Origin of the sequence: Coraliomargarita parva, assembly GCF_027257905.1 — a bacterium.
Taxonomy (GTDB): domain Bacteria; phylum Verrucomicrobiota; class Verrucomicrobiia; order Opitutales; family Coraliomargaritaceae; genus Coraliomargarita_A; species Coraliomargarita_A parva.
Genome location: NZ_JAPZEI010000004.1, coordinates 42,596 through 55,901 on the forward strand (window position 1 = coordinate 42,596; position 13,306 = coordinate 55,901).

A 13,306-nucleotide genomic window follows, 5' to 3' on the forward strand; every position below is an offset into this window, starting at 1 on the left:
TTGGGATCGCGGGCCAAAGCGCAATACAATCCTGCGCGGCCCAATCAGTCGGAAATGACCTGCACTCCCGAGATACGCCAGTCGCCATCGACCTTGCGCCAGTCCAGCTGGTGGGTCAGGGTCTGGCTCTCGGTTTCACCGCCCTGCATGGAGACCCCGGCACTGGCTTTCACCGTGGAGACCGCCGAAGCGGCATCTTCGGCCAACGCCACCTCATGCCGCATCACCCAAATGGAAATAGATTCGGCCATGCCGCGCGCCTGTAGAAAAGCACCGGCCATAACATCACCTTCGACGCGCACAGAACGACCGGGCAGGTATTCGATACGGGCACCATCGACAAAAAAGGCGGATAATTTCCGGCTGCGCATGGCGGCCTCGATCATGGATTCCGCATTCTCCTTTTCGACCAGCGCGACGATCTCCTTCAACTGCTTCTTGATCGCCGCTTCCTCCCCTCCGAAGGGAAACAACCACCAGGCCAAAAGGCCCAACACGATCACGGATGCGAAAATCACCTTGGATTTTGTCAACATGCCCGCTTAGTAGCTGGAAGGCTGGTCCGCAGCAATCCAAATCCAAAGCTTTCAACATCAAACCCGCATATCCGTGTCCTGGGTCCTCCTCAGCATTCTCTCCGCCCTGCTTCTGGGCTTCTACGATCTCGCCAAGAAACATGCCCTGAAAGAGAACGCCGTCCTCCCGGTGCTCTTCTTCGGTATCGTCAGCGGCGCGGCGGTGTGGCTGCCCTTTGTCATCTGGTCCGGCCTGTCACCGGAAACCTATCCCAGTGACACCTTCCTGGTGGAGCCCATCGGTGCGGGACAACACCTCCTACTGTTCTTCAAATCCGCACTCGTCGCCTCATCCTGGATCTTCGGCTACTTCGCACTCAAGCATCTGCCACTCTCGATCGCAGGTCCGGTACGGGCCACCAGCCCGCTCTGGACCATCCTCATGGCGGTGCTCCTAATGGGCGAACAGCCAAACCTGTGGCAATGGCTGGGCATTGTTGTCGTCCTGCTGGCCTTCTACGCATTCTCCTTCGTCGGCAAACTGGAAGGCATCCGTTTCCACCGGGACAAATGGATCGCCTGCATGCTTGCGGCCACCTTGCTGGGCGCCTGCAGCGCCATCTACGACAAATTCCTCCTGCAAAACGCCGCACTGAAACCGGCCGTCGTCCAAGCCTGGTTCTCGCTCTACCTCGTACTCGTCATGTTACCCTTCTATGTCCTCTGGCTGAAGGGCGCCTGGCCACGGGGCATCTTCCATTGGCGCTGGAGCATCCCCTGCATCGGACTGCTACTACTTGCGGCCGACTTCCTTTATTTCACCGCAATCGGACAGGAGGACGCCCTGATTGCGGTGATCTCCCCGATCCGGCGTTGTGCGGTCATCGTGACATTCCTCGGGGGGATCTTCCTGCACAAGGAAAAGAATTTCCGACCGAAAGCGGCCTGCCTCGTCGTCCTGCTCCTCGGGGTGGCACTGATCAAGATGAAGAGCGGCAACTAGCGCCGTCGGCACGCCGCAGCTTACTGTCCGCGTGCGAGAATCGCCGCGATCGCCCACCCCGCCTGCTCCACAAGTCCGGGCTCTCCCGACCGGCAAAGCTCGCGCAAGGCAGGCAGGTCCGCCTCGCCGCCCGTATTGCCCAGAACAATACAGATATTCCGCTTCAGGCGGTGCAGCTTGAGACGGCGCATGGGCGAGCCCTGCATACGCCCGGCGAAAGTAGCCTCATCCCATGCCAGCATCTCGCGCAGGGGCGGCAACTCGCGCACCGCAAAGCGCCCCTCCTCCGTCATCCGCGCCCACTTGTTCCAAGGGCAGACATCGAGGCATTCGTCACAGCCGTAAAGTCGGTCACCGATCACCCGGCGAAACTCCAGCGGGATCGCCCCGTCATGTTCAATCGTGAGATAGGAAATACATTTGGAAGCATCCAGCCGGTAGGGACCGGTAATCGCGCCGGTCGGGCAGGCGTCGATGCAGCGCGTACAGCGTCCGCAGCGGTCCGGAACCGGTTCATCCGCGGGCAACTGCAGCGTGGTGAGGATATTGCCGAGAAAGGACCAAGTTCCCCGCCCCGGTTCGATGAGGATCGTACTCTTGCCCTGCCAGCCCAGACCGGCCGCAGCCGCCACCGGCTTTTCCAGAAGAGGCCCGGTGTCGACATAGGGGCGCTGCTCCCCGCCATAGTCCTCGCGCAGGAAACGGCAGATTTTCTTCAAGCGCTTGAGCATGAAGTTGTGGTAGTCGTCCCCCAATGCGTATTTGGCGACCCGATACGGGCGATCATCCGGGTCCGGCTGGTAATAATTCAGGGCGAGCACGATGATCGACCGGAGCTCCGGTAGGACATTTTCCGGATGCAGGCGCCGGTCATTATTGCGCTCCATCCATGCCATACTGCCGTGTTGACCGCTATCGATCCACTGCCGGTAGTACTCACGGCGAAGTTCGATCGGCACGGCCGCCACGCGCACGGAATGAAAGCCCAATGCCTCGGCCTCCGTCCGGATTCGTTCCAGTATCTGCGTGCCTGTGTCAGCCATTAGGTCGATCTATGCCCGACATGAGCGGCCGAGTCCAGCATCCAAAAGCCAAGGAAATTTCGGTTTTCGGCTGACAAGGCTGCCCCAGTCTCTACAACGTCAGGCCAATGAATCACCCGATATGGACGGTTGTCGCGGAAAACCTGGCGGAGCAGCTTGCTGCCTCGCAGGGCGGCATCCTGTATCCGGTACAATTGCTGCCCTTCCTCCCCCTGAGCCTCACACAGGTTGAAGGAATCCTTGAAGAACTATCGGCCTCGGACCGCGTGGCGCGCCAAGACGTAGACTCGCTCCGCGCCTATGTGTTTGAGGACTCGCTCAACAAGCCCCCGCAGCACTTTGCCCCTCAAAGCTGTGTCTATTCGAACGAGCCGCTGGAAGGGCCGGAATTCACCGCAATCCGTGCGGAAGTCCGGAAAACCGTCGAAAACGAGCTCTCGGTGATGGCGGAACAGGAGGTCTGGCCCGCCGAAGCCGTCTGGGAGCACGAACTGGTCTATCTGGCACAAAATCTCCCCTCGCCGGTCACCACAAGTGAGATTGCCGGACACTCACGCCTGCCGTTCAAGAAAGTCGAGCTCCGGTTGGAGGAACTGAACCAAAAAGGCGCCCTGCGCTTTAATCCGGAATTGAACAGCTGGGAACTGCCAGGCCTGCGCTACCCCAAGGCCGCCTACGACCGCCATGACCGCTTCATCCGCCAATTTCCGGGTGCCATCCGGGAGGAGTTCGAGGTGCGCCTGATCAAGGGCCTGTCCGCCTCCTTCGCCATCCTTTTGGCCTGCCTGCTTCTCGCCGTCACCGCCAAGCTCCCCTTCCCCATTCTTTTCTTCGGTGGCCTGATCGCCGCCGTCCTTTGCTTCTTCAAGATCCTGAAAACGCCGGCCAAGCCGCTGCCTGAGCTCTAACACAAGATTGCTCCCGTACAAACAACACATGAACGACCAACCACCTCCCATCCAATTCCGACGCCCCTCCAACCCGGCCTTTTCGCTCCTGCAAGGCTACAAGGGCTCCATGATCCTGGTGCTCCTTGCCCTGATCGCACTGACCGTCTTCTCCCTGGTCTCTTTCCGCGTGCAGCGGGTCTCAGGGACAGAAGTCGGGATCAAGGTGAACAACGTCAGCGGCAAGGTTGAGGTGATCGCCGAATCCGGAACCAACATCTACAACGGACTGCTCAACACTTTCCACCTGCTCGACATGACCGTGCAGCGCCTCGAAATGGTGGCGGACCCGAAACGCGGGGAACGCAGCGGCCGCGACGACCTGCGGATCAAGACGGTCGACGGCTCGGATGTCTTCCTTGATCTGACGATCAACTATCAGCTTCAGCGCGACAAAGTCGAAGAGGTGGTCCGGACTTCCGGCCTGGACGATGCCTACAAGTACAAATGGGTGCGCGACTATTCCCGCTCCGTCTGCCGCGCCGTCTTTGGCGAAATGACGACCGAGGAATTCTATGACGCCAGCGTGCGGAACCTGAAGGCGCAAACCGCCATGGAGGAGCTCAATCAACTGCTCAACCCCTACGGCATCGAGGTCACCAGTGTGATTGCCGAGAAGTTCAGCTTCCACAAGGAATACGAAGAACGCATCCGGGCCAAGAAGCTGGCCGACCAGGAAGTGGAGGAGCAAATCTCCAAGGCCAACGCCGCCCGCCAGAACCAGATCTTCCGTGTGGTCGAAGCGACCAAGAAGAAGGAAGTCGTGCTCGCCTCCTACGCGGGGGAAATGCAAAAGCTGGTGGTTGAAGCCAAGGCCAAGGCCGAACGCGACGTCCGCGAGGCGGAAGCCTATGTCATCGACACCAAGCTCGGCGCGGATGCCACCTACTACCAGCGCGACAAGAACTCGCAGGCCATCCTGGTCAAAGCCAAGGCCGAGGGCGAGGCGCTGACCGCCATGGCCGAAGCCTACGCGGGCATCGGGGGTGTCAATCTGGTCAAACGTGCCTACGCCGGAAAAGTCGGCGACATGACGATCACCGGCCAGCCCTTTACAATTGAGAGCAAAACCGAGCGCCTGACCTATCAGGACGAAGCCGCAGCCATCAAAAAGAAGACCAACTAAGGGTATCCGTATCACACACTCCCGACCCAGTTAGCATCATGAAATTTATTAAACTTCTTTCTCTTCTCATCGTTCTGACCGTTGCCGGTATTTTCATCGCCGCCAAGTTCCTCTTCATCCGCATCGACCTCGGTGAGACCGGGGTCCGTACCCAGCAGTATGCCGTCTTCGGAGCGAAAGGCGTGGTCGAAGCGGACTACGGCCCCGGCTGGCACCGGGACATCCCGCTGCTCGACACCTGGAACGTCTTCGACTCCACCGTCCAGACCACCGAGTTCACCACCGAGCAGGAACGGCAGGAAACCAAGAGTATTTTCAGCCGCCTCTCCTCCACTTCGCAGCGCTACCTCGACTCCACGCCCGTGGGCGGCCCCGGCCAGGTGGAATTGAAGTCGAAGGACGGCTACACCGTGCGCCTCGACGTCACGGTGAAATACCGTGTCAGCCCCGGTGAGGTGCATAAGCTCTATCAAAAGCTCGGCTCCGAACTGCGCTACAAGGGCATCGTCCGTGACCAAGTGCAAAAGACCATCCGCGATGTCTTCGGTACCATGCTGACCGAGCAGTTCTATGCGCCGGATGTGCGCCGGGTCAAAACAACCGAAGCCACCAAGCAACTCAAAAGCGAGCTTGCCGAAAGCAGTATCGACCTGATCGACATCCTGATCCGTGACATCGCCTTCGACCCTTCCTACGAGCGTAAGATTCTGGACAAGAAACTGGCCGACCAGGACGTCGAGCTGAACAAGTCACGCGCTCTGGCCGAGGAAAAGAAGGGTGAGACCAACCGGATCGCCGCCGAAACCGAAGCCAAGGTCCGCGTGATCGAGCAGGAATTGAAGGCCAAGCAGTTGACCATGAAGGCCGAGACCGACAAGGAAATCGCCCAGATCAACGCCGACGCCCGTCTCGCCGCCGCCAAGCTCAAGGCCGATGCCGACCTCTACAAGGCCGAACTCGAGGCAAAGGGCACTCTGCTCGAGAAGGAAGCACAGGCCGAAGGCGAACGCCTCAAGGCCACCGCCTTGAACACCCCGGGCGGTGAAAACCTGGTGGCTTTCGAAATCGTCCAACAGCTCAAGCTCGGCGACATCACCGTTTCCACCCAGAGCAATGACTTCCTCGACGTCGAAAGCGTACTTGAGAAAGTCGGTGCCAATGCCGACGAGTAAGCCTCGATCCTCACCTCGACTCTGGTGTGTCTTAGCCAGAGAACTCCCGTAGAGAAGACGCGACAGCGGCTTCTATCCACCCTGTGTTGGGTCTAGAGAGGCACCGCGCATTGACATTTGACAAATTATTTGACAAATTAAAGCCATGGAAACCAACGTCAGCACCCTCCTGCGGGAGTTCCCCAAAGTCCGGCGAGCTGTTTTATCGGGCGAAGATGTCATCGTCCACACCCGCGAGGGCGACCTGCGGATCACCGCTGAAAAACCGAAAGGCGGCAGCCTTCTGGGCTGCATGCAGGGGTGCTTCGGCTATGTTTCGGATGATATTGTCGGCCCCACAACTACGGACGATGAGTGGAAGCCCTCTCTGTGAAGGCTTTACTGGACACGCACGCACTCATCTGGATTGCCGAAAATGATAGTCGGTTGAGCCCGAGAGCCCTCGACTGTATCCAAAACTGTGCACGCAACGAACTCGGTATTGCAGATGTCAGTCTGCTGGAAATTGCGATGCTATGGCACAAAGGCCGCATTCCCTCCAAACACCCCCTTGCGAAAACGCTGGAGCTCGCCGAGATGAATTTTAACGTTCTACGGATCAATGCCAGCATCGCCGCGAGCGCCTACACTCTGCCGCTGGATCAATCCGACCCGTTTGATCGAATCATCGTCGCGACCGCCCGACACCATCAGTTGCCACTCATCACGAAAGACCGCTTGATCACAGAATCCGGCTGCGTCGAGGTAATCTGGTAAGCCAGGTTCCGGTTTGACTAATGGCACATAGTCTACCATATTATCTACCATGCCGATTACCATCGATAAAGCCGGAAGAGTTGTCATCCCGGCAGACCTGCGTCGGCGAGCGGGATTGACACCGGGAACCCCCATCGCCGTCAGCTTTGAAAACGGAGCCATCCACCTCAGTCGGGACGTGCCCCCACCACAAATCGAAAAACGGGGCAACCGGCTCATTGCTCGTCCCACCCGCCCATCGACCAAAGGGATCGACATCGCGGCACAAGTCGAAGAGGAACGCAATCGCTGGCCCGGATGAACGCGCCTTTTCTCGACACCAGTATTCTGATAGGTGGTCTCATCGACTTCGGACCTCAATCCGAGAGCTCGATCGAGATGCTAGACCGGCTCGCCGAAGGCAGTATCCCTAAAGCCTTTACGGCCTGGCACTGCTGTCTGGAATTTTATTCGGTGACAACGCGGTTGCCGGAAGAATACCGCCTCACACCGGAACTCGCCGCCGAATTGGTTCACAAGGAAATTTTCGACCGGATGCAAGTCGTTGGAGTGCAGGCACCCAGCGCCAACTTATTGATCGAGGCGGCAAAGCAACCGGTTTCGGGAGGCCGGATTTACGACTTTCATATTGGACGCGTCGCCCTCGATGCGAAAGCATCCGTCATCGTCACCGAAAACAAAAAACACTTCCTAAATTTCTTGAAACGAGGCCTACCCGTGTGCACGGCGAAGGAATATCTAACTGGCCTCGATTCAAATTCATGACTTGCCAAATCGCATCTGATGCGATTACATCAGATGCATGCGCACCACCCTTGATATTGAAGCGGATGTGCTCAAAGCCGCCAAAGAGATTGCGGCCCGTGAGCATACGACGACGGGGCGGGTCCTTTCGCGGCTGGCTCGTCGTGGCTTGAGTCCGGGATCGAAGCCCGGTTCAACGATGCGCAACGGTATCGAAATGCTGCCTGCGCGCGGGGAACCGGTCACGCTCGATCAGGTGCAGGCACTCATGGATGAGGAAGGGATTTGATGCGCGCCTTGCTGGATGTTAACGTCTTAATCGCCCTATTCGACGCCGACCATATCTTCAACGACCGGGCGCACGCTTGGCTTGAATCGCAAGCAGCGGAAGGCATCGCCACCTGCCCGCTGACCGAAAACGGCTTGGTCCGGATCTTGACGAACCCCGGCTACAGCAAGCAGATCCGCCTGGCACCGGCCGAAGTCATTCGGCGCTTGAAGAATTTTATTGCCGCACAGGATCATCGCTTTTTTGAAGACCGCCTCAGTCTCGCCGACGAATCGATTTTCAGGACGGATTACATTCTAGGCTCGAAACAGATCACCGACATCTACCTACTCGGACTCGCGACGGCGCACGAAGCCTGTCTGGCGACCTTCGACGAGAGCGTCAACCGCAAGGCCGTGCCCGCCGCCTCACCAAAAAATTTATTCGTCATCGAATAGAGCACTTTCCCACTTTCAAACTCTCCCCTCACCTTCACCTTCACTTTCACTCTTTAAATGTCCGCCGATTATACCGAAGATAACATCAAGTCACTCGACTGGAAAGAACACATCCGCCTGCGCCCCGGCATGTATATCGGGAAACTGGGCGACGGCTCCTCGCCCGACGACGGCATCTACATCCTGCTCAAAGAGGTCATCGACAACTCGATCGACGAGTTTGTCATGGGCCACGGCAAGATCATCGAGGTCAATATCGACGGCACCCACGTATCCGTGCGCGACTTCGGACGCGGCATCCCGCTCGGCAAGCTCAAGGACTGCGCCTCCAAGATCAATACCGGTGCGAAATACGACTCCGAGGCCTTCAAGAAATCGGTCGGCCTGAACGGCGTGGGGATCAAGGCGGTCAACGCCCTCTCCTCCGAATTCAAGATCGAGGCCTTCCGCGAGGGCAGGACCCGTGCGGTCGAGTTCGTGCGCGGCGAAGTCACGACCGAGGACAAGAAGGACAAATCCGTCGCGAATGCCAAGAACGGCACCGCCCTGCGCTTCGATCCGGACCCGGAGATTTTCGGCAAGTGCCGCTTCCGCGAGGACTACGTGGAGGACATGCTCTGGAACTACGCCTATCTGAACAGCGGGCTGACCATCGTCTACAACGGCAAGAAGTTCAAATCCGAGAACGGTCTGCGCGACCTGCTGGAAAACAAGCTGGATGGCGACCCGCTCTACCCGATCATCCACCTCGCGGACAAGGATATCGAAATCGCCTTTACCCATAACGAATCCTACGGCGAAGACTACTACTCCTTCGTCAACGGCCAGCACACCACAATGGGGGGCACCCACCTGAATGCCTTCCGGGAAGCCCTGGCCAAGACGATCAAGGACTTCTACAAGAAAGACTTCGACGCCGTCGACATCCGCACCTCCATCTGTGCCGCAGTCAGCGTCAAGGTCGAGGATCCGGTCTTCGAGTCCCAGACCAAGACGAAGTTGGGCTCGCAGGACATGGGGCCCAATGGGCCGACCGTGCGGACCTTCATGAACAATTTCATCAAGCAGGCACTGGACAACTACCTGCACCGCAATCCGGAAGCGGCCAAGGTACTGCTGGGCAAGATCCAGGATTCCGAGCGCAACCGCAAGGAACTCAAGGGCATCCAGAAGCTCGCCCGCGAACGCGCCCGCAAGGCGAAGGTCCACAACAAGAAGCTGCGGGACTGCCGGGTTCACCTCGACACCAATAAGAACGGCCGCCTCGATTCCACCCTCTTCATTACCGAGGGTGACTCCGCCTCCGGTTCCATCACCAAGGCCCGCGACGTGAATTCGCAGGCGGTCTTCTCGCTCAAGGGCAAACCGCTCAATTCCTTTGGCCTGACCAAGAAGGTGGTCTACGAGAACGAGGAGTTCAATTTGCTGCAGGATGCCCTCAACATCGAGGACGGGCTCGACGGGCTGCGCTACAACAACGTCGTGATCGCCACCGATGCCGACGTGGACGGCATGCACATCCGCCTCCTGCTCATCACCTTCTTCCTGCAGTTCTTCCCGGAACTGATCAAGCAGGGGCATCTGCACATCCTTCAGACCCCCCTCTTCCGTGTCCGCAACAAAAAGATCACCCGCTACTGCTACTCCGATGAGGAGCGCCAGAAGGCGATTCAGGAGTGCGGCCCGAAGCCCGAGATCACCCGCTTCAAAGGGCTGGGCGAGATCTCGCCCGACGAATTCAGCCACTTTATCGGCAAAAACATTCGCCTGGACCCGGTCATCATCCCGAAGGGCATGACCACCAAGGACCTGCTGACCTTCTACATGGGCAAGAACACGCCCGAACGTCAGGAATTCATCATCGAAAACCTGAAGATCGAGAAGGACGAGGCCGAACCGATCAGCGCTTAGTCCTGCAGGGGCACACGCTTGACGCTCAAGATCCGGCAAGGGTGCAGCTTGATCCGCTGCTTGCTGGTCGCGTCCCGGAAACTCAGGTACAAGGTGCTGTACATCTCGTCCTCGACCAGCGTACCGTCGCGCAGATGGATCTTCAATTTCGTGCGGGGCACTTCACTGCGGCTGGCAAAGCGGCTCGGCCAGTTCTTAAGGACCTCCAGCGGCACCGTGTTTAAAATTTCAATCGACTGGACCTGATCCAGATCGAGGTGCGGACGCTGAATCAATCGTAGGCTCGGGGTGGCATCCTGCGTCATCTCGCCAAATACAGCAGTGACCTCATTCTCAGCATCGTCCAAATAGCTCAGTTCAAAGCGGGTTGCGGTTGCCGGAGACGACGCAGTTCTCACGTTTTCTTGAACAAAAGGATCCGCCTCTGGCATGGAAGGCGCCAACTCCTTTGCCAGCACCTCCCGCGCGGTCGATTCGATCCACTTTTCCAATGCATTGACCTCCATTAGATGCGGGGGAAGCTGCCCCGGGCTACGCTGCATGGCTTCCTTGGCCATATCGCGGATGGCATCCAATTGTTCCTGCTGCTGCTTTGCTCGGAATGGAAGCTCCGGATCTTGAGCAGTCAGTCGCTGGATGCCATCCGAAGCGCCCTTCGCCTGGTTGAATCGGCACACTTGTTTGATCACCGAGGCATAGAACTGATAAGCGCTCTCCATCTGGCCGATCCCTTCATAACGCAAACCGGCCACCAGCGAGGCCGTCAAGCGACGCTCGTTATAGACCCACGAAGCGTTTATGAATTCCTGACTCAATTGAACACGGTCTAAAAACCGCCACAGTTCAGACCATGCCGCTTGGCCCCCCAAGGCGGATGCCACACGATCTACATAGAGGGCAATGGATTCATCGGCTTTCGGCCGCAGCTCCGGCTCCAAGCCGATGGCCAAGGCCTCAAGGATCAATCGACTTCGTTCGCGGACGAGAACCGGATCGTTGCCATAGCCCGCGGCATGTCGGGTCCCGTTCAGTTTCGAAAACGCCGCCTCCGGATTCTTGGCCTCAATCGCCTGCCTGGCTTCAACAAAGGCTTTGGTCACGGAAAGATAGGAAGACACTTTGTGGTTGCGCTCACTTTGCTTGTACAACTGCTGCAAGGCATCCAGGACTTGGGGATAGGACTCAGGTCCGTCCATCTCAGCAAGGCAGGTATCCAGCGCCTTGAAGATTTCATTCTCAAGCTGGTCCGGACCGGCCCTTTCCCGCAGGGCCAGGATCTGGGACCGGGCAATCAGAGGATAGCGGCCAAGTAGGTTTTCCAACCGTTTCAACCTGTTTTTGACTTCAGCAATGTCACCACGACTGCGGTAATACAGATACTCCTGCCAATTCATCAACAGGTCCCGCATGCGGCTGGAGTCGGGCCGCTCCCCGGAATCCCAATAGGGAACGCGTGCGATTGCCTGCTCCAAAAGGTTCACCTTCTGAATGGGCCCGTCCAATTCGTCCGCCTCGGTATAGTCCATGAGTCCGGCGGCCACCTGCGCCTCAAAGGCCTTGAAGCGCTCGATCAAACGGTCTTTCTGAGCCTGCTTTTCCTCAAGAACCTTATCCAGCAAGGCCTGCACCGCGTCACGAAATTCGGCGTCGTTCAGGTTCGACAACTGCCGTTGCAGAACGAGCCGGGGCTGATTCCACTCCTCCTTGAGGATATCCGGAAGCACCCGCTGCTCGAGTTCCGTCCGCAGACTGCTGATCGCCGCCGGCCGACGAAGTGCTGGCGGGGAATCCTGATTTCCGGAAGCCTGAGGCTCGCGCAGGTTGAGGGACTGTATTAAATCCCGGCACAAGGCCTCCGCGGATTTCGTCGCCGTTTCCGCACAGAGCGAGGAGGCAAGAAAAGCAGCACAGAGAACGCCCAGTAGGGCAGAAGAATGAAGGGATTGTTTCATACAAACAGGGAACCAACAGAAAAAACTCACGGTACGAGATACAGGTTTGACTACGAACTAAAAATCACCCTCCCCCCTAGCCCGTACAGCGACTCGCGCCGATGTCCCGATTCGATGTGGTATAATGGTAAAGACGATGAAACGAGCGGCTGATCTGCTTTTGCAATTGACCGGACAGTAAAAAAAATGCTAAGTTTATACCTCGCTCAGTTACGTTATGAGCTAACGTAGCCATGAAAAAAAAAAACGCTCTTGATCATCGACGACAGCAAAAGCTGTCTCGAACTGTTCAATCTAGCCTGCGGACATCTGCCCTGCGAACTCGACTGCGTCAGTTCCGGACGCGAAGCCTTGGAACACTTCGATCCGACCCGCCATGCCCTGGTCATGTCGGACTACAAGATGGAACCGGAAGACGGGATTGCAGTCATCCGTCGAATCCGCGAGCTGGCCCCGGAAGTCCCCTGCATGCTGTTTACAGGCTTCCCTGACAAAGCAATCCGGGAGTTCGCCAGAGTCACCGAAAACTGCGAACTGTTCGTGAAGCCGGTGAAGATCCAGCAGATCATGCACTCGATCCAGAATACCCTTTTCAAAGACATCCCCCTGACCGAAATGGAATACAATACCCCGAACCGACACCACGGTCATCCGACCGACCGCCTTGAAACCTGCCTGCCCCTGCTCGGCCGCTCGCAGGATGCCCTGAATTACCGCAAATTAATACGCCTGGCCCTGGATCAGCAGTACGAGACCCCGTTCATGATCGAAAGCGACGACAGTATGGCCTGTAGCCTCATCGCACGTCACCTACACCGAGCGGGACACCTAAGGGAGCAGGAATACGTGGAATTGGATTGTAAACGGCTTCCTTTGCCCGGTCAGAAGGATGAATCCGGGCAGGAAATTTCGGATATACTGGACGCCGCCCTGAACGATGCCTGCGGGGGCACGCTCTTCCTGCGCGATATTCAGACCATGGACAAAGCCTTCCAGCAGAAGCTCGCCCACAATTTCAAAGAGTACTTCAACAACGTCCGTCTGGTGGCCTCCCTCGACATGGGACACCGCAACGGGGACATCTACCTCCTCCTCTACATGCAATTCGCCCAATGGACGCTGAACCTGCATAATTTTGCCCAGCGGCTCGACGACCTCAAAACCGTGCTACGCCACATCGCCACCCAGCTCGTGCAGTTCGGCTTACCTGAAAGCGCAACCTTGCCCTCAAGTATCGATGCGGTCTATGACACTCTGCAGGCCAGACCACGGATCCTCCTGAGCGATTGCCTGCACGCCCTGATCGAAGAATCGACCACGGGCAAGGAAGCCAGCCAAACCGCCGAAATCATGGCGCTTGATGCTTCCGAGTTCTTCCTTCAAACGGAACGCTTCGGCACCTAATACCGCT

At 57.7% G+C, this 13,306-nt stretch carries 15 protein-coding genes; 12 read left to right on the top strand and 3 right to left on the bottom strand.

The window, feature by feature from the left end; translation table 11 throughout:
* Positions 1-44: 44 nt before the first annotated feature.
* A complete protein-coding gene (locus tag O2597_RS06680) occupies positions 45-536 on the bottom strand; it encodes a nuclear transport factor 2 family protein (protein ID WP_269523487.1) in 492 nt (163 codons plus the stop codon).
* Positions 537-609: 73 nt separating this feature from the next.
* Between O2597_RS06680 and O2597_RS06685 the strand changes: the two genes are divergently transcribed.
* Positions 610-1,518: a DMT family transporter gene (locus tag O2597_RS06685; protein ID WP_269523488.1), complete on the top strand. Its 909-nt coding sequence runs from the start codon at positions 610-612 to the stop codon at positions 1,516-1,518.
* Between the two features lie 20 nt (positions 1,519-1,538).
* Here the strand turns inward: O2597_RS06685 and queG are convergent, their stop codons facing one another.
* Positions 1,539-2,561, bottom strand: coding sequence for a tRNA epoxyqueuosine(34) reductase QueG (gene queG, locus O2597_RS06690; RefSeq protein WP_269523489.1), 1,023 nt, complete (start codon positions 2,559-2,561; stop codon positions 1,539-1,541).
* Between the two features lie 107 nt (positions 2,562-2,668).
* Here queG and O2597_RS06695 point away from each other — a divergent pair, with 107 nt between their 5' ends.
* The 10 genes from O2597_RS06695 to O2597_RS06740 all read left to right on the top strand — a co-directional run bounded on the left by O2597_RS06695 (position 2,669) and on the right by O2597_RS06740 (position 9,943).
* A complete protein-coding gene (locus O2597_RS06695) occupies positions 2,669-3,469 on the top strand; it encodes a hypothetical protein (protein ID WP_269523490.1) in 801 nt (266 codons plus the stop codon).
* Between the two features lie 28 nt (positions 3,470-3,497).
* On the top strand, positions 3,498-4,634 hold the full coding sequence (locus tag O2597_RS06700; RefSeq protein WP_269523491.1) for an SPFH domain-containing protein: 1,137 nt from the start codon (positions 3,498-3,500) through the stop codon (positions 4,632-4,634).
* Positions 4,635-4,672: 38 nt separating this feature from the next.
* Positions 4,673-5,806, top strand: a complete 1,134-nt coding sequence (locus O2597_RS06705; RefSeq protein WP_269523492.1) for an SPFH domain-containing protein — start codon at positions 4,673-4,675, stop codon at positions 5,804-5,806.
* Positions 5,807-5,951: 145 nt separating this feature from the next.
* On the top strand, positions 5,952-6,179 hold the full coding sequence (locus tag O2597_RS06710) for a hypothetical protein (protein ID WP_269523493.1): 228 nt from the start codon (positions 5,952-5,954) through the stop codon (positions 6,177-6,179).
* On the top strand, positions 6,161-6,562 hold the full coding sequence (locus O2597_RS06715; protein WP_269523494.1) for a type II toxin-antitoxin system VapC family toxin: 402 nt from the start codon (positions 6,161-6,163) through the stop codon (positions 6,560-6,562). The genes O2597_RS06710 and O2597_RS06715 overlap by 19 nt, the downstream gene beginning before the upstream one ends.
* A 49-nt stretch (positions 6,563-6,611) precedes the next feature.
* Positions 6,612-6,863, top strand: coding sequence for an AbrB/MazE/SpoVT family DNA-binding domain-containing protein (locus O2597_RS06720; RefSeq protein WP_269523495.1), 252 nt, complete (start codon positions 6,612-6,614; stop codon positions 6,861-6,863).
* Positions 6,860-7,327, top strand: a complete 468-nt coding sequence (locus tag O2597_RS06725) for a type II toxin-antitoxin system VapC family toxin (RefSeq protein WP_269523496.1) — start codon at positions 6,860-6,862, stop codon at positions 7,325-7,327. The genes O2597_RS06720 and O2597_RS06725 overlap by 4 nt, the downstream gene beginning before the upstream one ends.
* 37 nt (positions 7,328-7,364) lie before the next feature.
* On the top strand, positions 7,365-7,595 hold the full coding sequence (locus tag O2597_RS06730) for a hypothetical protein (RefSeq protein ID WP_269523497.1): 231 nt from the start codon (positions 7,365-7,367) through the stop codon (positions 7,593-7,595).
* On the top strand, positions 7,595-8,032 hold the full coding sequence (locus O2597_RS06735) for a TA system VapC family ribonuclease toxin (RefSeq protein ID WP_269523498.1): 438 nt from the start codon (positions 7,595-7,597) through the stop codon (positions 8,030-8,032). Before O2597_RS06730 ends, O2597_RS06735 begins: the two co-directional genes overlap by 1 nt.
* 57 nt (positions 8,033-8,089) lie before the next feature.
* Positions 8,090-9,943: a DNA topoisomerase IV subunit B gene (locus O2597_RS06740; RefSeq protein WP_269523499.1), complete on the top strand. Its 1,854-nt coding sequence runs from the start codon at positions 8,090-8,092 to the stop codon at positions 9,941-9,943.
* Here O2597_RS06740 and O2597_RS06745 read toward each other — a convergent pair.
* Complete coding sequence (locus O2597_RS06745) at positions 9,940-11,895, bottom strand: hypothetical protein (RefSeq protein WP_269523500.1); 1,956 nt, start codon at positions 11,893-11,895, stop codon at positions 9,940-9,942. The genes O2597_RS06740 and O2597_RS06745 overlap by 4 nt on opposite strands.
* A 252-nt stretch (positions 11,896-12,147) precedes the next feature.
* Here O2597_RS06745 and O2597_RS06750 point away from each other — a divergent pair, with 252 nt between their 5' ends.
* Entirely contained in the window at positions 12,148-13,299 is a 1,152-nt protein-coding gene (locus O2597_RS06750) for a response regulator (protein WP_269523501.1), read from the top strand.
* Positions 13,300-13,306 lie beyond the last annotated feature (7 nt).